19 protein-coding genes and 1 pseudogene are annotated in these 18,518 nt (G+C 45.9%); 9 read left to right on the top strand and 11 right to left on the bottom strand.

From position 1 onward, the window contains the following. Positions 1–83, top strand: a pseudogene (locus tag H6H02_RS21880) (IS1 family transposase); the annotation flags it as partial. 76 nt (positions 84–159) lie between these two features. Here H6H02_RS21880 and H6H02_RS21885 read toward each other — a convergent pair. Beyond that, a complete protein-coding gene (locus H6H02_RS21885; protein ID WP_190821724.1) occupies positions 160–612 on the bottom strand; it encodes a VOC family protein in 453 nt (150 codons plus the stop codon). Positions 613–749: 137 nt separating this feature from the next. Beyond that, positions 750–1,259, bottom strand: coding sequence for a TIGR02652 family protein (locus tag H6H02_RS21890; RefSeq protein ID WP_190411032.1), 510 nt, complete (start codon positions 1,257–1,259; stop codon positions 750–752). Positions 1,260–1,384: 125 nt separating this feature from the next. Between H6H02_RS21890 and H6H02_RS21895 the strand changes: the two genes are divergently transcribed. After that, the gene (locus H6H02_RS21895) at positions 1,385–1,939 is read left to right on the top strand and encodes a gamma carbonic anhydrase family protein (RefSeq protein WP_190821726.1); all 555 of its coding nucleotides are present in this window, start codon (positions 1,385–1,387) and stop codon (positions 1,937–1,939) included. A 120-nt stretch (positions 1,940–2,059) separates the two neighbouring features. Continuing rightward, positions 2,060–2,182, top strand: a complete 123-nt coding sequence (locus H6H02_RS21900; protein ID WP_190411030.1) for a photosystem II protein Y — start codon at positions 2,060–2,062, stop codon at positions 2,180–2,182. Between the two features lie 303 nt (positions 2,183–2,485). Here H6H02_RS21900 and H6H02_RS21905 read toward each other — a convergent pair whose 3' ends face one another. Further along, positions 2,486–4,483, bottom strand: a complete 1,998-nt coding sequence (locus H6H02_RS21905) for a right-handed parallel beta-helix repeat-containing protein (protein ID WP_190821728.1) — start codon at positions 4,481–4,483, stop codon at positions 2,486–2,488. Between the two features lie 513 nt (positions 4,484–4,996). Next, a complete protein-coding gene (locus H6H02_RS21910; RefSeq protein ID WP_190821730.1) occupies positions 4,997–5,212 on the bottom strand; it encodes an NAD(P)H-quinone oxidoreductase subunit O in 216 nt (71 codons plus the stop codon). 537 nt (positions 5,213–5,749) lie between these two features. On the opposite strand from H6H02_RS21910, the gene H6H02_RS21915 reads away from it, so the two are divergent. Next, positions 5,750–7,192, top strand: coding sequence for a methyl-accepting chemotaxis protein (locus tag H6H02_RS21915; RefSeq protein WP_347342636.1), 1,443 nt, complete (start codon positions 5,750–5,752; stop codon positions 7,190–7,192). A gap of 57 nt (positions 7,193–7,249) precedes the next feature. Here the strand turns inward: H6H02_RS21915 and H6H02_RS21920 are convergent, their stop codons facing one another. The 6 genes from H6H02_RS21920 to H6H02_RS21945 all read right to left on the bottom strand — a co-directional run bounded on the left by H6H02_RS21920 (position 7,250) and on the right by H6H02_RS21945 (position 12,493). Then, the gene (locus H6H02_RS21920) at positions 7,250–8,095 is read right to left on the bottom strand and encodes a DNA-formamidopyrimidine glycosylase (protein WP_190821732.1); all 846 of its coding nucleotides are present in this window, start codon (positions 8,093–8,095) and stop codon (positions 7,250–7,252) included. Between the two features lie 3 nt (positions 8,096–8,098). Continuing rightward, positions 8,099–8,473 (bottom strand): photosystem I reaction center subunit IV, encoded by a 375-nt coding sequence (locus H6H02_RS21925; protein WP_190821734.1) that lies wholly within the window; start codon positions 8,471–8,473, stop codon positions 8,099–8,101. A gap of 82 nt (positions 8,474–8,555) precedes the next feature. After that, a complete protein-coding gene (locus tag H6H02_RS21930) occupies positions 8,556–9,215 on the bottom strand; it encodes a DUF6391 domain-containing protein (RefSeq protein WP_190821736.1) in 660 nt (219 codons plus the stop codon). A gap of 200 nt (positions 9,216–9,415) precedes the next feature. Further along, a complete protein-coding gene (locus H6H02_RS27765) occupies positions 9,416–10,858 on the bottom strand; it encodes an ATP-binding protein (protein ID WP_199329445.1) in 1,443 nt (480 codons plus the stop codon). 382 nt (positions 10,859–11,240) lie between these two features. Continuing rightward, complete coding sequence (locus tag H6H02_RS21940) at positions 11,241–11,828, bottom strand: PD40 domain-containing protein (RefSeq protein ID WP_190821740.1); 588 nt, start codon at positions 11,826–11,828, stop codon at positions 11,241–11,243. 389 nt (positions 11,829–12,217) lie between these two features. Continuing rightward, the gene (locus H6H02_RS21945) at positions 12,218–12,493 is read right to left on the bottom strand and encodes a LuxR C-terminal-related transcriptional regulator (RefSeq protein ID WP_190821742.1); all 276 of its coding nucleotides are present in this window, start codon (positions 12,491–12,493) and stop codon (positions 12,218–12,220) included. 212 nt (positions 12,494–12,705) lie between these two features. Between H6H02_RS21945 and H6H02_RS21950 the strand changes: the two genes are divergently transcribed. After that, on the top strand, positions 12,706–13,713 hold the full coding sequence (locus H6H02_RS21950) for a PfkB family carbohydrate kinase (protein ID WP_190821743.1): 1,008 nt from the start codon (positions 12,706–12,708) through the stop codon (positions 13,711–13,713). 11 nt (positions 13,714–13,724) lie between these two features. Next, positions 13,725–14,945, top strand: a complete 1,221-nt coding sequence (locus H6H02_RS21955; RefSeq protein WP_190821745.1) for a class I SAM-dependent methyltransferase — start codon at positions 13,725–13,727, stop codon at positions 14,943–14,945. Positions 14,946–14,950: 5 nt separating this feature from the next. On the opposite strand, the gene dndE is transcribed toward H6H02_RS21955, so the two are convergent. Next, on the bottom strand, positions 14,951–15,358 hold the full coding sequence (gene dndE / locus H6H02_RS21960) for a DNA sulfur modification protein DndE (protein ID WP_190666860.1): 408 nt from the start codon (positions 15,356–15,358) through the stop codon (positions 14,951–14,953). Positions 15,359–15,573: 215 nt separating this feature from the next. On the opposite strand from dndE, the gene H6H02_RS21965 reads away from it, so the two are divergent. Genes H6H02_RS21965 through H6H02_RS21975 form a run of 3 tightly spaced genes read left to right on the top strand, consistent with a single transcriptional unit; the run spans position 15,574 to position 18,450 of the window. Next, positions 15,574–15,747 carry a hypothetical protein gene (locus tag H6H02_RS21965; RefSeq protein ID WP_190821747.1) on the top strand — a complete coding sequence of 58 codons (174 nt, stop codon included), beginning with the start codon at positions 15,574–15,576 and terminating at the stop codon, positions 15,745–15,747. Continuing rightward, complete coding sequence (locus H6H02_RS21970; protein ID WP_190821749.1) at positions 15,744–17,810, top strand: AAA family ATPase; 2,067 nt, start codon at positions 15,744–15,746, stop codon at positions 17,808–17,810. The genes H6H02_RS21965 and H6H02_RS21970 overlap by 4 nt, the downstream gene beginning before the upstream one ends. Beyond that, positions 17,800–18,450 (top strand): Uma2 family endonuclease, encoded by a 651-nt coding sequence (locus H6H02_RS21975; protein WP_190821751.1) that lies wholly within the window; start codon positions 17,800–17,802, stop codon positions 18,448–18,450. Before H6H02_RS21970 ends, H6H02_RS21975 begins: the two co-directional genes overlap by 11 nt. Positions 18,451–18,518 lie beyond the last annotated feature (68 nt).

An 18,518-nucleotide genomic window follows, 5' to 3' on the forward strand; every position in this document is an offset into this window, starting at 1 on the left:
CCAAGAGCGAGGAAATGCTGAGACACTCAATTCGCTTGTTACTTCACTACCTGAAGTTTTGGGATGTGCCTGTTCCAGCTTGATTCATACCCCCATTCAGCAACGCCAAATAATGTTGCAGGGGCTACCCTACAACATCATTTCCCCAATTACTTACGCTTAACTTGGCGAGTCTTTGCTACTCAAAACACGGATAAATTCCAGGGGTAAGCCGTCGGTATCGGCAATGAAAGCAACTTCGTAGACGCTTGAGCCGATCATTTGCTGCGTTGGCTCTAAAAGTACCTTCAGGGGGGAAAACTGCTCTGGAGAAGTCTGTGCTGCCTCATCAAAGCGTTCTTTTAAAGAATTTAACCAACTCGGCAAATCAGATGCCGTATCAGTGATATCAAAAGACAAATGGTAGTACCCGACGTAATGCTCATCTCCAAAAGCATCGGGGGCGGGTTTTGGTTGCGGAATCTGGATTAATTCAATGCGTCCGAGACTACCCTTCATCCAGCAGGCGAGGGTGATCCCGGCGGTGAAGCGTTCGCAGACAGCAAATCCCAGATGTTCGTAGAAAGCGATCGCGCGATGAATATTTGCCGTGCGGATCGAAACATGATGCATGATTTTTGTCCTTTGCGATCAGTCTTTAGCTCTTAGTGTTTAGTCCTTAGTGATAGCGTGCCAGTCCTTAGCCGATTGACAATAACTAATCACAAATGACCAATGACTAATCAACAAATGACTAATCACGAACGAAATTATTCAAACAACCGAAAATAAGGATATCTCACAGGGATACCCGGTTCTTTTTCCAAATCAAAATTAATCACTTCCCAGCAGGGTTCTTCTTCCGGTTCTGGGCTAAACTCTACCGGCAATCCGTACAGCCTGGGTTTCGGCGGATCTGACTGCCCCCGCCAAGGGGTGCTGCGTTCCAGATAAGCACTAATTAACTCCCGATAGCGACTGGCAATAATGACTCGCGTCGCTCGGTAGCCTTGAGTATACAGCCGGTCTAGGGCTTCGTGAATCTCAAACCGAATCCCATCCGGATGGGTGTGTTGCCGGTACCATTCATCACTCCACCGACGCCAGTGACGCCCAGACTGTAAATGAATCAGTTCACCAGTCTTCGGATCTGCCTCAAAGGCACCATGACGCGGACACAGATAAGTATCCGTCAGCGTCAAGGCCGGAATCGTTTGGCGGCAATGGGGGCAGTGAATCTCCGGCCCAAAGATCGGGTACTGTAAGCCTGGATTCATCATGGAGTGTGTATCGGCATTCTATTCTCTGTCCAACGGTGCCAGTGGCTTTATTATATCTGTGTAGGTGAAGCTTCGCCCTCACCATAAAGAGTGTGGTTATTTTGTGGAGTCACTGAGCGCATCTTGTGAGTAATTTAAACCCGTCCTTCGGTGCCGATAATTCCTATTGGCCTAGCCCCGATCTCTCCTTAGCTGCCTTTGTCGCCCCAAATGCCGTTGTCATGGGTTGGGTAAAGATTGGTGCAGGGGTCAGCATCTGGTTCGGGGCTGTGGTGCGAGGAGATGTGGAACGCATTGAAATTGGAGAACGGACAAATATTCAGGATGGTGCGATTTTGCACGGCGATCCGGGCAAGCCAACAATTGTGGAAGATCATGTAACCATCGGGCATCGCGCTGTAATTCATTCGGCTCATATTGAACGCGGTTGCCTGATTGGCATTGGCGCAGTCGTGCTAGATGGCGTGCGCGTGGGTGCTGGGAGTCTTATCGGTGCTGGCTGTGTGGTGACGAAGGACGTGCCCCCTTTGTCGCTGATGGTGGGGATGCCTGCCAAGCGGGTGCGCGAACTTTCTGAGACTGAGACGGCAGAACTCATCGAACACGCGAAGCGCTACGAGAAGTTGGCTTTGGTTCATGCAGGCAAGGGGACGGATCTGGGATTTACGACGCCTCATTGATGTCTGGGAAAGTTGGGGAGTCCGGATAAGTCAAGGGATGTATCAAACTGTCCCCCGATGCCTAAAAATAAAATATGAGAATTGTTCAAAAATCTTTAAGCAATAAGAGAGGAAACTTCAATGGAGTTTGACTGGCGCGTGTTAATCGTTTTGCTGCCAATTATCGCAGCAGCAGGCTGGGCAGGGTTTAATATTCTTCCGTATGCTCTGAAACAAATTCAGGGTTTTCTCAACAGATCCTGAACGAGACGATACAAGTAATTAGCAGTAACCCCCTTGTTCCCCTTAGTCAGAGAGGATCGAGGGGGTTCTTGGTTGAGAAGACTGGACAAAGAATACGACCTAACCCTACCCCTGCCCCTTCCCGCTCTTCGTGGATGGGTTCAATATTCTATTCTCCCCTCTCCGTTGAGGTCGAGGGGCTGGGGGTGAGGTTCCGATGGATTTTAGATCCGAATACTCGCGCTGACGCGCCGCTTCGCGAACAGGAGATTGGCAAACCGAATCATTGAACGAAGAATATCCGCCCTATCAGTGCAGAGAGTGTTAATTTAAGGCAGACAAATCTTCTTGAGCGATCAAGGCACCAGCCGTCCACGGTTTTTTATTGTATTCAAAAGCGCCAATATCTGGTTGCTTGCCGACAAACCCATTGGTGTAAGGAGAAGCGATCGCACCTTTATCTACAGCCGGAGAAGTAGCAGTGAGTTGATAGTCGTGATTGCTTCTATTGACAAACTGTACATCGGGAACAGTGATTTGACCTGCTGAATTTCTTTCCATGACAATATTGTTTTCCACTGTCATTCCCGCTGCGGACTGGGTATCTTTAAATTCTTTTGCAATATTATTTTTGAGGATGGTGCCTTTCATATTAGAGCGAGACGGTTCCCACCAAATCTCTCCATCTACAGTGTTGTTATACACTTGCCTATTTGTATTTAAACAGGCAGTGCCGTGACTGTTTATTGCAATCCCATGTTTGGGAATATTCCACAAAACATTGTGATGCACTACATAGTTAGAACTGTTGCCGTCTAAATAAATTCCCATGCTGCCAAAATAATGCAAACTGGGGTTGTATTCTGCTTGGCTATCGTGAATTTTGTTATAAGCAATCTCAGTCCCTTTGCCATCGTGTCCCCATGCCTGCACCGTACCTCCGTCGCTATTTTGCCGCCCCATATTAAATACTTCGTTGTACATCACCTTGCCCTGCGTCAATTCATTAATATTGATTGCGCCCGGAGTTCCTAAATCAAATAGGGTATTGTACATAATTGCATTGCCTGCGCCTTTAATATGGATGGCGCTGCTAGTCCCGGAGTAATTTGTATCGTGGATAATTGAATTGGTAATCTTACTCGAATTGCCTTCGATTCTAATTCCCGCTCCTGCCGCATACCTAATTTCGCTATTTTTTACTTCGTTGTTATTTCCTCCAAGTAAAATAGCGGGGGTTCCTTGGTCGTACCAAAGATGGGGAATCACTGCGAAGTTAGAACCATACAAAAGCTTTATTTTGTTAATCGAAATATTTGAGCTATTGTTTGAGTGAATACCAGATGCAAAGATATTGATATTTTCTAGGATTATATTAGATTTATTGTTAATATCAAACGCCCATTGTCTTTTTTTGACTTCTACACGGTTGCTTGCCGGATTACTTCCGTCTATCGTCCATAAATATAAATTTCCCGAGGCGTCTCTAAACCATTCTTTCGGTGCATCTAAAGCTTCATACTTACCCCAAATATAGTAATAATTTCCTGCTTTTGGAGCATAGCCTAGAGAGTTTGCATAATATTGATAATCGCTAAAGTTAATAGTTTTAGGCGTATGACTGGTAATGGTGCTGGTATGGGGTACCCAGTTGGGACCCGGAACATGATTGACTTTGGCGTTATTCCAAAAGCCAGTAGGAAAGTCACTTAAAGCTTCATCTAAAATTGTGCCGCTGACTCGTGAATTGTCAGCAGCATTTGGATCGCTAATTGAACCGCCATCCGCGATCGCTTTGTCCTTACTGGTAATTTGTGCTGGGTTTTTGTTAATATTAGGCCATCTTGCCTCAACCATCATTTCATCATTTACAAAGACCTGGTTATTCCCTTCACCTAAATCCCAGTTCATCGTTGCTGTGTAGACTTGTCCGCTAGGGTGATTGTGCAGAGTCCAATTAGAAATTGGGTCTGCACCGCTAATTGTTACTTGTTCATTTTGATAAGCTTTAAAAATAATGGGCTTTCCAGCAGTTCCAGAGTTAGCGGGAATAACAGTTTCTCGGTAAATCCCGCCTTTAATCAAACAAGTATATCCAGCAGTCGCTACACTGGCACACTTTTGGATATTTTGAAAGGGTTTAGATAAAGTTCCCGAATTAGAATCTGCTCCAGAAGTCGATACATAGTAAACTTTTGAGTCTTGTGCAGAAGCTGAACCAGGTAAGTTTACTTTGCTACTTATCAAGACTAGGCATAATATTGTCGTAAAAATTAAAAATAACTTTGCAAGCAAACGAATATTCTTGTTTAGATAATTCATGGTAAAAATAGAATATGATATTTGAATCATTCAAATAAATTTTAGGTTGTAGCTAGATTAATTGCGTGTTAAAAACTTAGGCAAAAAGCAAAGTAAACCAATATCCTTTTCCCCAATAGTTCGCTTCTAAAAGTGCTTAAATAAACGATTTAGAGTAGAGCGTACTATGCGGTACATCATAGCCCTCTAGAGCTTTACTGAAATCCGTAAAAATTCGGACGATCAAAAAACTTTAGCGTCTCCCGAACGAGAATTTACTGAAGAGTTGTTCTCGCTCATCGAAAGTTGGTGGACGCGGTAGCGAAGCGATGTTGCTCGTAGCAAATCGCTCTATTGTAATCATCAGCGCTCAACCGTTAGCGTTGAGGGCAAGGGCGGGTGACAAATGCCCGTACAGCACGTCAGCTGTCAATAGGGACAGTTTCAACCCGCCCATTTGGAATCGGCTCTCCGCAAGCTGAAACCTTAGTTAGATGGTGCGTCTACTTAAAAGGTAGTAGCTAACCGTTGAGTTTACTTAAATGGTTCTAGCTGATCCGCACGCAACCAGACATTTGGTGCTGGCACCTGACCAAATTTGATGAGTGCGTAGTCACCCCGCAATTGTACAACTTCACCCTTGGTTTCAAATATGTAGGAAGGGAAGCGCGAGTCGCTAGCCTGAGCTTCCACACTGTTTTCTAATTTTTCTCGCACAGCACGAACCAAATCGCCGGTTTTGACTGCCATATTTTTGTTCTGCCCTTGTGTCTAGTTCATCACTATTTTAGGTTCTATGAGGGCGGGAGAATCATCTGAAAGCGAATTTACTTAGAGGATGCCTGAAAAAGTCACAATTGAGAGGCTTAGATGGGAGAGATCCCCCTTGAAAGGAGGGACTTTGAGCTGAATTCTCCCCTTTCTAAGGGGAGATAGGGGGATAAAACAACTTTTGATACTTTTCAAACATCCTTTAAACGCTCGCTCTTTCAGAGCCGGTTCACGAAGGCGGACGCCTATATGTTATTTGCGGCTTTGTGGTTCAATAACAACCCGAAGATAGTTTCATGAATTATTTAAAATTGCTGTACTTATCGAGGATAAAATGAGCCGAATTGATAAATATACTGATGCTAAATATAGAAACGCATTTGGTTTTACAAGATTGAAAATTTTTCTAACTAATTATTTTATTTTAAACCGAACCAAGCTATCTTGGATTATCTCACTAATCAATAACGCTCAAACAGTCAAGTAGCAGCCAGCAGCCAGGAAAGGAGTAACTCGGTGAATAAGCCATTAAAACTGAAGTCCCGCATTTTGCTAGGATATTCTGTTCCAATTTTATTGGCAATGGGCGTGGCTGGAGTGGTGCATTACAACATTCACAAAGTCGCTAAAGTTGCGGAAGAAGTCAAGTCGATACAAAACGATATTATCCAAATAGATGAAATGATTCTTGGGATATCCGTAATGCTACGGAATACCAGAGGTCATGTAGTTTTTCCCAAAGATAAAAGCTACGAGAAAACCTACGAAGAAGGAGTTGAGTTATTTCGAGAGGCATCCACATTTTTAGATAAACGGATTCAAGACCCTCAGCAGCGAGAAATTTTGACTAAAGTTGTGGAGACTGGTCAGGACATTGATGAGAAGTCTAGAAAAATATTTGACTTGCTCGATAGCGGTAAAATTGCCGAGGCTGTTGAGTTAACGAAAGCTGTACGGATGCTGGAAATTAACGAGTGGCGTGAGGATATGCTTAGGCATGCAAATAATCAGTTGGTAGCACAAGCTAAACAACAAGATGCCGCAATGTATTGGCTCACGATTGTAGTTTGGCTCGGTGCCATATTATCTGCAATATTTGCTTTGGGAATTGGTTCGTTAATCGCTTCGCGCATCAGCCAGCAGATTAATGAGATCGTCGATGCGATCGCTCACTCTTCCAGTGCGATCGCAAGTACTGTTGAACAGCAAGAACGCATCGCCACCTCGCAAGCCAGTTCGGTAAATCAAACTACTACAACGATGGATGAGTTAGGAACTTCTTCCCAGCAATCGGCTCAGCAAGCCGAAGCAGCCTCTGCGGGGGCGCGTCAGGCTCTCATGTTAGCCGAAGGGGGAACCCAAGCCGTGCAGCAAACCTTGGGAGGGATGGCGATGCTCAGCGACAAGGTAGAAGCGATCGCAGCTCAAATTCTGCAATTGAGCCAACAAACTCAGCAAATCAGCAACATTACAAACTTGGTCAGCGATCTCGCGAACCAGACAAATATGCTAGCGCTGAATGCTGCTGTAGAGGCAGTTCGGGCTGGAGAACATGGCAAGGGATTTGCTGTGGTGGCGGGGGAAATTCGGAAACTTGCCGATCAAAGCAAGAGATCAGCCGAGAAAATCAACACCCTCGTCGTTGATATCCAAAGCGCGATTAATTCAACCGTGAAAGTGACAGATGAGGGCACGAAGACGGTAGAAGAAGGGGTACAGTTTTCTCATCAGACGGCGGACGCCTTCAAGGGGATGACGAGCGCCATCAACCATGTAGTTACGAACAGCCAACAAATTGCCTTGAGTGCCCAACAACAAGCGATCGCGATTCAACAAGTTGTTGATGCCATGAACGTCCTCAACCAGGGAGCAAAAGAAACGGCGAGTGGGATCGGGCAAACCAAAGCAGGCACCCAAAACCTCAACGAAGCAGCCCTAAACCTGAAGTCAATTGTTTAATCGCCAATGGCTAATTGATAGCTCCGGCTCCTCGGCACCCCTGCCCATCTGCATTTTCTAGCCCTGGCACTGGGGACAAAAATGAGTGGAGCGTCCGGCTAATCTAATCCGCTCAATCGGAGTGTTACAGACTCGACAAGGGGCACCCGTGCGGTTATAAACCCAGGCGACGCCGCCGTAGTTGCCATTAACGCCCTGCACGTTGAGAAAGTTACTAAAAGTCGTTCCCCCAACCTCAATACTTGCTTGCAAAACTTGAATAATTGCCCCTCTCAAACGCTCAATTTGCCCTAATTTCAGATCGGCACAAAGGGTTTTGGGTGGTACACCACTGAGAAACAACGCTTCATCAGCATAGATATTGCCGACTCCAGCCACCAACGATTGATCAAGCAGGGCAGTTTTGATGGGACGGCGGCGATTTTGCAGTGCCAGCGCCAGATAATCCACGGAAAACGCTGCGGAAAAGGGATCGGGGCCTAAAATCTGTAAACCAGTGATGATGCTCTCTGGTGGCGTTCCTGGCGGTACCCACCACATCTTGCCAAAGGTTCGCTGGTCAACAAAGCGCAACTCCTTCTCACTGGTCTCCTCACTGGTAAAAAACAGCCGCACTCGCGTATGTTTCTGGAGTGATTCCTGCGGGTCAATCCACAGCAGCTGACCCGTCATCCGCAGGTGAACGCCCAACCAGGCAGATGAGGAGAGTTCTGCCAGCAGGTATTTACCACGCCGGTGCCACTGAATAATGACTGAACCGGCAAGCCCAGCCAAAAAATCTACAGAGGAAGGGGGGTGGGCAATTGTGCGTGCTAGCAACACATCGCCACCCCAAATTTCCCGATCCAGGGTCAGTTGATTTAGACCCCGGCGAACTGTTTCAACTTCAGGCAGTTCTGGCACAACTTAACGTGTGTCAGTGCCCTGATTGGGAGCGCCTTGTACAACTGAGCTACCTTCTCCAGACTCTGGTGCAGCAGTGGCCTTCCCATCAACAACTCGGTTGCCCTGACCTGTTCTGCGAGTCCGCTCGTCGATGGTGGTTTGTTTGCCACCGGAAGCGGCAGTAGCGGGTTTCTTCCCTGCCTTCGGTGCTTCAACCTCTAGCACTTCGTTCTCGGCAAAGTTGTTGGTATTAACGCCAGCGTAGTTGGGATTATTAAAGCGGACGATTACTGAGTATTTGATGCCGCTCTGGTCTATGGAAGCGACTGTCCCAGTATCCTGAAACCAGAAAGATTCTTTACGGAGAATCTGAACTTTTGAACCACGTTGAACCATAAGTGTTTTTATCCCTTACGTCATTAAGGTACAGCGTACTACTCGATCGGGAGCTGCTGAGCCTCCTAGTCTTTAAGTTTTATTACTGTTCGATCCAACGCAATCGGACGAAGTGGGCAGGACGACCCCAGATGTCAGGTGCGACTGAAATGTCTTCTATCGCCAAATTAAAGGGAATGGACGTTGTAATGTACTGTTGGGCGAGACCGCCCAGGTCGGGGGTTAATTGGGCAGCAGCGGTGGTAGCGATGCCCAAACCCAAAAGTTGCTCGATGGGGCCACGAGGCAGGACGAGATGGATACCCAAGGCGAGTCCAGCAGTGACAAGCATCCCGACTGACAAATTTGTGCCGCAACGCGGATGCACGGCAAGGTTCCATTCTCCACGGGTAATCCGCCGGAGGGCAGTATGAACGGCACGATGCAAATCAGCACTGTTGACTTGACCGTAGAGGTAAAATCCTTGGTCGGTGGAAAGCCCCCCTAGGGTGTTGTTATCGAGTTGGCTGGCGGTTGATATCGGTCTGGCATTTGGGGAGCTAGAGGTGTCGCTCAAGACCCAAACAGTAGCGTGTTCTAAGGCGTGAACCTGACGCAGCATCAGGATTTCTTTTAGCCCAGGAACAAAGTTCAGGGTTCTGAGGAGATCGGCATCTTGTGTCGGTTGAGGAGCCGGGGAGTCAAAGCTCCAGTCAAAGCTCCAGAAGTTGCCAGTCTGGGAAGAAGTAGAAGCAGTAGTCATAGACGTAGAACTACTCCAAAAGCAGATGGATTAACTGGGATGTTTTTCAACTCTAGCGTTTACGCCTTTGAGTTGTTGCAAATTTTTGAGAGAGTGGCACGAGTGGCATGAGTGCTACTCGCGCTCGGAAGGATGTCACCTTAGTATTCTGTCGGTAGTATTTTGTCGGTAGTATTTTGTCGGTGTTATTGCTCCAAAGGCTACTCTAGCAAGGCAGATTGACGAGCAGGCTGCTGAATGGGAATTTCGATCGCGAATGCTGTGCCTTTTCCTGGCTCTGAGAAGCATTGCAACCTTCCTCCATGCTTCTCAACGACAATTTGATAGCTGATGGCTAATCCCAGCTCGGTCTCTCTTTGGACATTTTTATTGGTGAAAAAAGAATTAAAAATGCGTGACTTGACTTCGGAAGCGATACCCGGCCCATTATCGATAATCCGAATCGCTACTTTGTCAGCGACTCGGGGCACAGATGTGCCGTGTGCGTCTTGTTGATTGTCTGCTGTGTGTTGTTCTTGAGTGCTGACAATTGAGGTTTGGATGACGATTCGGCTGGGATGGCTTCGGATTTCATCAGGCGATCGCTCTTTGTCGTAATTAGTCAAGGCATCAATGGCATTGCTGAGAATGTTCAAAAACACCTGATTGAGTTGTCCGGCATAACACTCTACCGGGGGTAAATCCCCATACTCTTTGAGGATCTGAATTCCCGAATGTTCTGTCTTGGCTTTCAATCGATGCTGCAATATTAGTAAGGTACTCTCAATTCCTTCATGAATATTGACCGGCTTCATCGCTGATTCATCTAAGCGCGAGAAGTTCCGCAAACTCGAAACAATTTGGCAAATTCTGTCAGCGCCTACTTTCATGGAAGATAACATTCTGGGCAAGTCTTCAATCAGAAAATTTAGATCGATTTCTTCTGAACGTTCCTGAATTTTCAAGGACGGCTGAGGATATTCTTGCTGATAAACTAATAGCAGATCCAATAAAGCTTGAGTATATTCATCTAAATAAGTGAGGTTTCCGTAGATAAAATTAACCGGGTTGTTAATGGCGTGGACAACACCGGCAACCAGTTGACCCAAACTCGCCATTCTTTCCGACTGAATCAACCGAGCCTGAGTATTTTGTAGTTGTGTTAAGGCTTCAGTCAGTTGTTGAGATTTCTCGCTGAGCATCTCGACTTGTGCTTCTACCTGGGCGTGCAAATGAGCCTGTTTTAGCAAGTTAATGTAAGCTTTGGAGTGGTAGCGGATACGAGCAATCAGCTCAATTTTGTCTGGCAGTTTTACCAAATAGTCATTAACATCCAGAGCAAAGGCTTCCGCTTTGAGCGCTGGATCTTCTTTCGCTGAAAGCACAATAATCGGCACATCTCGCGTTGCAGAATTAGCCCGGAAAAACCGCACTAATAACAACCCATTAATTTCGGGCATTACCAAATCTTGTAAGATGACTGTTGGAGAAATTTCCGTCGCCATCTGAATCGCTTGAGTCGGCTCACTACAATAGTGAAAGATGATATCTTCTTCAGTGGCAAGCATCCGACGTATTGCTACACCGACCAGAGCCTGATCGTCAACGAGCAAAACTGTTAAAGGCTGTTCCAAAGATGAAGTTAATTCTGTCTCTTTAAGCATTGCGAACATTCATAAACGAGAATATTTCACTTTTTTATAAAAGAAATTCCTAGTTACGTTGAAAGTTGGCTTGTCTTTTATACTTAAATTGATTAAATAAAATAATTTTTATAATGAATTATTTTTAATAAGTATTCTGATTGTTAAAAATCGTCCGCGATCGCGATCGCTTTTTCAGACCTCTGCCTACAGGAATCCGCCAGTGTTCAGGCAGAATGTAGTCGTTGATACAAAAATACTTTAGAGCATCAGTTTATTTGTGACAAACAAAGCGTAAAGTTACTGGGTCAGCCAAATTTAGAAGGGTTGCAGAAGACTCGCGGTTATTCATGTGTCTACAGCAGGTCAACCCCTCCTATTTAACTTTAGTCGGATGCGTCCATCAATTGGGAGCCGCTGGTGAGGCGGGGGCTTCAGGGCTGTTTAGAGGTGCCGAACGGCTGGTGGGTAAGGATAATTCGACACTGGGACCACGATCGTAAATTTCAATGTCCCACTGCCCAGAACGATTGGATTCAAAGGCAATAAATCGACCGTTTCCGCTAATGGTGGGACGGCGGACTTCACCGAGAATATTGTCGGTAATGACCTCAGATTGCAGGCTTTGGCGGTCATAAACAAAGACATCTGGTTTGCCCCGTTCCTCGGAGATGTAGACGATGTAGCGACCATCGGCGCTAATATCTGGCTGTTCGTGGATAACCCCCGCTTGGTTGAGTCCGGGGAGAGGGATAAGACGACGGCGCTGAACGTCGTAAAGATAGACGCCGCGACGGGCTTGGCGATTTGAGGTAAAGACGAGGTAGCGACCATCGTAAGAAAAGCGGGGTTCTTGTTCGGCGGCTAAGCTGTTGAGGGAGGCTCCCAGCAGTTGCGGAGGCGGAGTGAGCAAGCCGCGATCGCGACATCCACTCAATACGGCGAATAAACCAACTGCTAGAACTGGCAGATAACGCTTGTATTTAGTCATTTGTCATTAGTTTTTCGGGATAGATATTAAATAACTTCAGTCTGGTGGGGGAACTACGTCAAAAGGGCGGAGATTCTCCCCGCCCTTTCGATGTGGCGTTTGATATTACGAAACCTACCCAACCAGAGTACTGAATGTAGCGTTGGGTAACGCGATCGCTTAACCCAATCTACGAGGTGAAGGGATGTAGGTTATTTAATCCGCGATCCTCAGTGATTCGTTTGCTAGCGAATCAGCCATTGACGAATTGAAAAGATATTGACAATTCGCTATTAATTCGCTATTTGCACAATTCCCAATGATTGACTGACCAACAATCCATAACCAATAACCCATGACCAATGACGAATGACGATTGTCTTTTTTCGCAGGGTTTCCCAGTTGCTCGCTTAGGAAATCACTTCATCCGCCGGTGTTGGCAAGGTACAGCAGTTGACTTCATTGATACAAACCTTGCCCCATTGCAAAGCCCAGCGTAGCAGCGCTACCCGATTGTCAGTCTTGGTTTTGGTCAATACATTGCTGATGTGGTTATCCACAGTTCGTTTACTGATTTCCAGCTTTTGGGCAATTTCTTGATTCGTTAAGCCAGAAGCCACTAGCTCAATGATTTGCAGCTCTCGCTCGGAAAGCGTCGCGGGGGTAAAAGTCTCGCTACTAGCCATAAGTATTTTTTCCTTAGTTATATCTACTTACTATCTCTTTAATTTTAGAAGATCCTTTGGGGGTAAGCCCGCTTGTGACTGGGATTGAGGCAATATCACCCACCTCTGGGAGTCGGGAAAAAGGCTGGGATCATCTTCAGCTTCTGTGAATATCCGGATCTAGGGGGTAGAGGCTCTGGTAGGCTGAGTTCATGTTGACAAGGAGTGCAGTTGTGACCCATCCCCGCGTTCTCTGCCTCGGAGAGATTTTGTTTGATTGTCTAGCCGATCAACTGGGGCGATCGCTTGAAGATGTCGAATCTTGGACGCCTTATCCGGGTGGCGCACCCGCAAATGTGGCGTGTGCTTTGGTGAAATTGGGAACCCCCTCTGGATTTATCGGCTGTGTCGGTAAGGATCAGCCGGGAGATCAGTTGGTGCAGTTGTTGCAGGAAGTGGGTGTGGATAGTACAGGCGTGCAGCGCCATGACACCGCACCGACGCGGCAAGTTTATGTAGTGCGATCGCTATCGGGCGAACGAGAATTTGCCGCATTTGGCGTTAGTTCCACTTCTGCAAAAGAAACTCGTGACACGACAGAATTTGCCGATACGCACCTACAAGCGTCTGCATTGCCAGAAGCTTTGTTTGAAAACGCTGATTTTCTCGTCCTGGGAAGTCTGGAGTTAGCTTATCCTGATGCGCGAGCGGCAATTACGAAAGCCCTGGAACTGGCAGATCGGTACAATGTCAAAATTGTGCTAGATGTGAATCGGCGCGATATGTTTTGGCCCGATCCCAGCGATTCCAAGCCGATGATTCAGGAACTGATCAAGCACGTCGATTTCCTGAAAATCACTGACGAAGAAGCTGAATGGTTATTTGAAACCACTGATGCTGGTGCGATCGCTTACCGTCTGGATTCCGTCGAGGGCGTTTTAGTGACCGGCGGTGAAAAAGGCTGTGCTTACTGCTTGGGCGGGAATGAAGACAAGGTGCCAGCTTTTTCCGTCAAGGTGGTCGATACCACGGGTGCGGGGGATGGGTTCCTTGCCGGGTTCATTGATCAGTTGTGCAAGCATGGTATTCAACATCTCGCTGATGCCGAAATGGCAAAGCAGGTGGTGACTTATGCAAATGCGGTGGGCGGAATCACCGCAATGAAGCCGGGAGCGATCGCTGCACAGCCAACGGCGGCTGAAGTGGAAGACTTCCTCAAAACGGTAAATGTTGAAGGTTGAAAGAATCGTTGATGCACGAGTCTGAATCGCTCTTGAGCTTGATTGCACAGCGAATTGCCAACAGTCCCAACCAGCGGATTACCTTTGCTCAGTATATGGAGTGGGTGCTGTACGAGCCGGACTACGGCTACTATGCCACCAACGCCGTTAACATTGGGCCGGAAGGTGATTTTTTTACCGCTCCCAATCTGGGTGCCGACTTTGGCGAACTGCTGGCTGAGCAATTTGTCCAAATGTGGGATATTTTGGGGCGTCCGGGGCGATTTACGCTTGTGGAAATGGGGGCGGGACAAGGACTCCTAGCAGCAGATATCCTGCTGCATTTACACCAGCATCATCCAGCATTCTTTAATGCCTTAGAGTACCTGATTGTTGAAAAGGCAGCGGGGCTAATTTCCCAACAGCAGCAGGTGTTGCAGAAATTAGCCCCAATATTCGCCCAAACGCAAGGCGCTACACCCGTCAGGTGGTGTTCTCTGGAGGAGATACCTAGCGCTTCCATCACCGGCTGCTTTTTTTCTAATGAGTTGGTGGATGCATTGCCGGTGCATCAGTTTGCGATCGCGCAAGGGAAGCTCCGAGAAATCTATGTCACAATGCCAGATGGAACCCATTTTGAGGAAGTAATCGGCGAACTTTCAACGCCTCAACTGGCTGAGTATTTTGATTTAGTGGGGATTAAGTTGCCCTCTGCTGCCTATGCAGATGGCTATCGCAGCGAGATTAATCTAGCCGCTCAGAGTTGGCTGAGTACAGTTGCTGACAAGCTGAAGCGCGGATATTTGTTAACGATTGACTACGGCTACCCAGCGGCTCGATATTACAATCCCCAGCGGAGCCAGGGAACGCTTCAGTGTTATTACCAGCATCGGCACCATAACGATCCTTACGTGCAGATTGGGCAACAGGATATCACCGCTCATGTAGATTTTACCGCCTTGGAGCGTTGGGGCGATCGCTGCGGCTTAGCATTGGTCGGTTTTACAAAGCAGGCGTTGTTTCTGATGGCGCTGGGATTAGGCGATCGCATTGCTGCCCTTTCCAATAGCGATCGCCCGATTATCGGGACGCAAATCGAGCAGCAAAGCATTATGGATGTACTGCGCCGTCGTGACGCCCTACACCAGCTCATCGATCCAACGGGATTAGGTGGTTTTGGCGTACTGGTGCAGTGCAAAGGGCTAAGAGAGGAAGAGAGAAAGCTAAAGCTCAAAGGTTTGACGATGCCATAAAACAATTAAAAATTTGCTTTTTCATTTTTAATTGTTTCAGCAACTTCAATTAAATTTTCAATTTTCTTGATATTTGGATCGCCTGCTAAATAACCAATTCCGCGATGTAAATGCAGGCGAAATTGAGTCGCCAAAGTCTCCCGATCGGTTCCTAATCTATCGTTGTAGCAGCGCTGTTTTAAGGCAATTAATAGAATATCAGACAATTCTCCCCCAAAGACGCGCCAAGTCATTTCGACATTACTATCTGCTGGAATTGGCACCGGCGAAGGGATTGTTGGCTCTGCCAGAGAGCGACAAAATGCCCAGCGGCAAAGAATATTCCACTGATCAATTTTGGTGTTGCGCTTGAGCTTACTTAGTTGATCTTTAGCTGTTTGAGAAAGGCGAATGCGGTCAATGGGTGGTTCCATCAGTCTTTAAATAGAGCCTTGAACGATAAAACGTGAGGCTTACTCGCCCGAAAGCGATCGCCTCCAAGGAGTGCTAGGCACGGAGCGCCCTCTAATTCTTTACATTAAACTGTAATTCAGTAAAAATTTTCTAATTAAATATCTTTTAAAGTTAACCTTTGCATACCTTTGGGTTTAGAAATAAAATAGAGTTTATTTGCAGGGTGGTAAGCCAAATGACGAAAGACCCCTATTTAAATGATGTGCAGGAGCCAATTACGACAGCTCCACCAGAAGTTTATCAAATCATTGAGCGGGTCTTACAGGCTGAGAAAGATAAGCTCTACATGAAACAACCGCGCAATATCAATGATGATATTTTGACAATCGTGAAGGAAGTCGTGCGATGAAGCTAACTTCCATTAAATTATGCAATTTTCGGCAATTTTATGGCAAAACTCCAGAAATTTTGCTGTCCTGTGGAGAGGAAGAAAATACTACGATTATCCACGGCAATAATGGTGCGGGAAAAACAACCCTGTTAAATGCATTTACGTGGGTATTGTATGAGAAATTTAGTGCTGCTTTTGCTTCACAAGAGCAGCTGGTGAATAAGCGATCGCTTGCAGAAGCCAAACCAGGTTTTCCAGTAGAATGCTGGGTAGAAGTCACTTGGGAGCATAACGATAAACGCTACCGAGCAAAACGCGAGTGTCGCGCTTATAAGGGTACAACTATTGAAAAAGGCGAAAGCAAGTTGTATATGCAAATCGCCGGAGATGATGGGATTTGGAGATTACCTACTCAACATCCAGAAGATATTATTGGGCGAATATTACCCGAAAGTTTGCATCAGTATTTCTTTTTTGATGGAGAGCGAATTGAACAAATTGTTCGCTCCGAAAAAAAAGAGGAAATTGCCGAAGCAACGAAAAAGCTTTTGGGGGTGGAAGTTTTAAATCGTGCTATCAAGCATCTGGGGGAGGCAAGAAAAACTCTAGAATCTGAGTTAAAAGCGATTGGCGACTCTCAAACTCAGCAGTTTTTAAAGAAGAAAGAACAGAGAGAAAAAGAAAGCGATCGCTTATCTAATCGTCAAACTGAAATTGGGGAAGAGTTAGCCGCTCAACAGACACTCAAAAAAGAAATTAGCAACCAGTTACGGGAACTTGATGCAGCTAAAAGGTTAGAAGAAGAACGAAAATATCTGGAAGAACAGAAAGCCGTAAATCAACAAAATCTCAAAAGAAGCCAAGAAGCATTAAAACAGGCTATTTCAACTCAAGGCTACACAGTTTTATTATCCGAGGCAACAGCAGCCTTCCGAGCAATTATTGATAATTTGCGACAGCGAGGCGAGTTACCATCTGGAATCGATCGGCAATTTGTCACGAATTTATTATATCAACAACGCTGTATTTGTGGTACGGAATTGCCTGAGGGAACGGCTGCTTATGAAAGTGTTGAAAGCTGGTTGGATAAAGCAGGAATTGCGGCTGTTGAGGAAACTGCGATTCGCATGAGTGCCCAAGTAGATGAAATTGATAAGCAAGCACCGGCATTTTGGGAAGAGGTGGATACAGAGCAAGCAAATATTACTCAGTGCAGACAAACCATTTCTCAAATAGAAACGCAACTAGATGAAATTCGGGATAAGTTAAGAAAAGATCCCAGTGAGGAAATTCGCAACTTCCAAAAGCGGTTAGATGAAATTGAAGCAAAAATTCGAGATTTAACTCTAGAAGAAGGGGAAAATCGCCAAAAAATTGCCGATATTAAAACTGAAGTTGAAAGCTTAGGGAAGCAAATTGCTAAACATGAGATGAATGAGGCAAAGCAAGCTCTAGCCCAGCGACGAATTGCCGCAGCGCAGGATGCAATTGAGCGATTAACTGAAGTGCGATCGCGTCTCGATCAACAGTTTCGCGTGCAGCTAGAAAAGCGGGTACAAGAAATATTTAGTGAGATTTCCTTTACCCCTTATATCCCAAAGCTTAGTGAAAAGTACGAGCTAACATTAGTAGAAAATACTGCCGGTTCAGAGTCACCCGTCGCCGCTTCTACGGGAGAAAATCAAATTCTCAGCTTATCGTTTATCGGTAGCATTATCGATAGGGTGCGCGATTGGAGTCATAAGGAAATGCTGATGGTTCCAGATAGCAGCACCTTTCCAATCGTGATGGATTCTCCATTCGGGAGTTTGGATGAAATTTATCGGCGGCAAATTGCGAAGACGATTCCCAGATTAGCGAATCAATTGGTAGTTTTAGTGACTAAAACTCAATGGCGCGGTGAAGTAGCAGCAGAAATCGCTACTCGAATTGGTAGGCAATATGTACTAACTTATTACTCTTCTAAGCCGGAATGTGAAAAAGATGCAATTGAGCTAAATGGAAACAGTTACGATTTAGTTAGACAAAGCCCCAATGAGTTTGAATATACGGAGATTGTAGAGGTGGATTATGATTTCTAGTTCATCAACTGTACAACAGGATTTAGTAACAGATACCTGGGTAAAAGCACCTTGGGAAGAATTTATTGCACTAGCTGATAATCCTGCTTATGAAAATGGTAGGTTTTATTACGATCGGGGCTACATGAGGATTGAAACAATGCCAATTGGTTCTAGTCACGGGCAGGATAATTCTATCATGTCTAAGGTAGTGAGTCTTTATGCAGCAGTCAGGAATATTCGGATTAAGGAACTAGTTAATACCAGTTTCAGGAAATCAGGGGCAGGCGAATGTCAACCTGATTCTGCTTTCTACATTGGCTCAGAATTTGTATTTCCACCGCGTTCAAATGCTCCAATTGACTTGAATGAATTTGAACCCCCAACATTGGTAGTGGAAATTGCGGCAACAACACTTAATGATGATTTAGGGCGAAAACGTTTACTCTACGAACGGTTAGGAATGTCTGAATATTGGGTTGTTGATGTAGAAACTGGGGATGCGATCGCATTCTCGATTTCCGATGGGCGGAGTGGCGAAATCCAAGAGTCGTTGGTATTACCAGGATTGACGCTTTCCCTCGTTGAAGAAGCACTACAACGCAGCCAATCTGAAGATGATGGGGCAATTACTCGCTGGCTGCTACAATCATTTAGCTAAAAATGCAGTCAAAAGAAAGAGGATAAAAAGAGCGATCGCTCTTTTTAAAATTTATCCGCGAAAGGAGT

Origin of the sequence: Coleofasciculus sp. FACHB-1120 (assembly GCF_014698845.1) — a bacterium.
Lineage (GTDB): Bacteria > Cyanobacteriota > Cyanobacteriia > Cyanobacteriales > FACHB-T130 > FACHB-T130.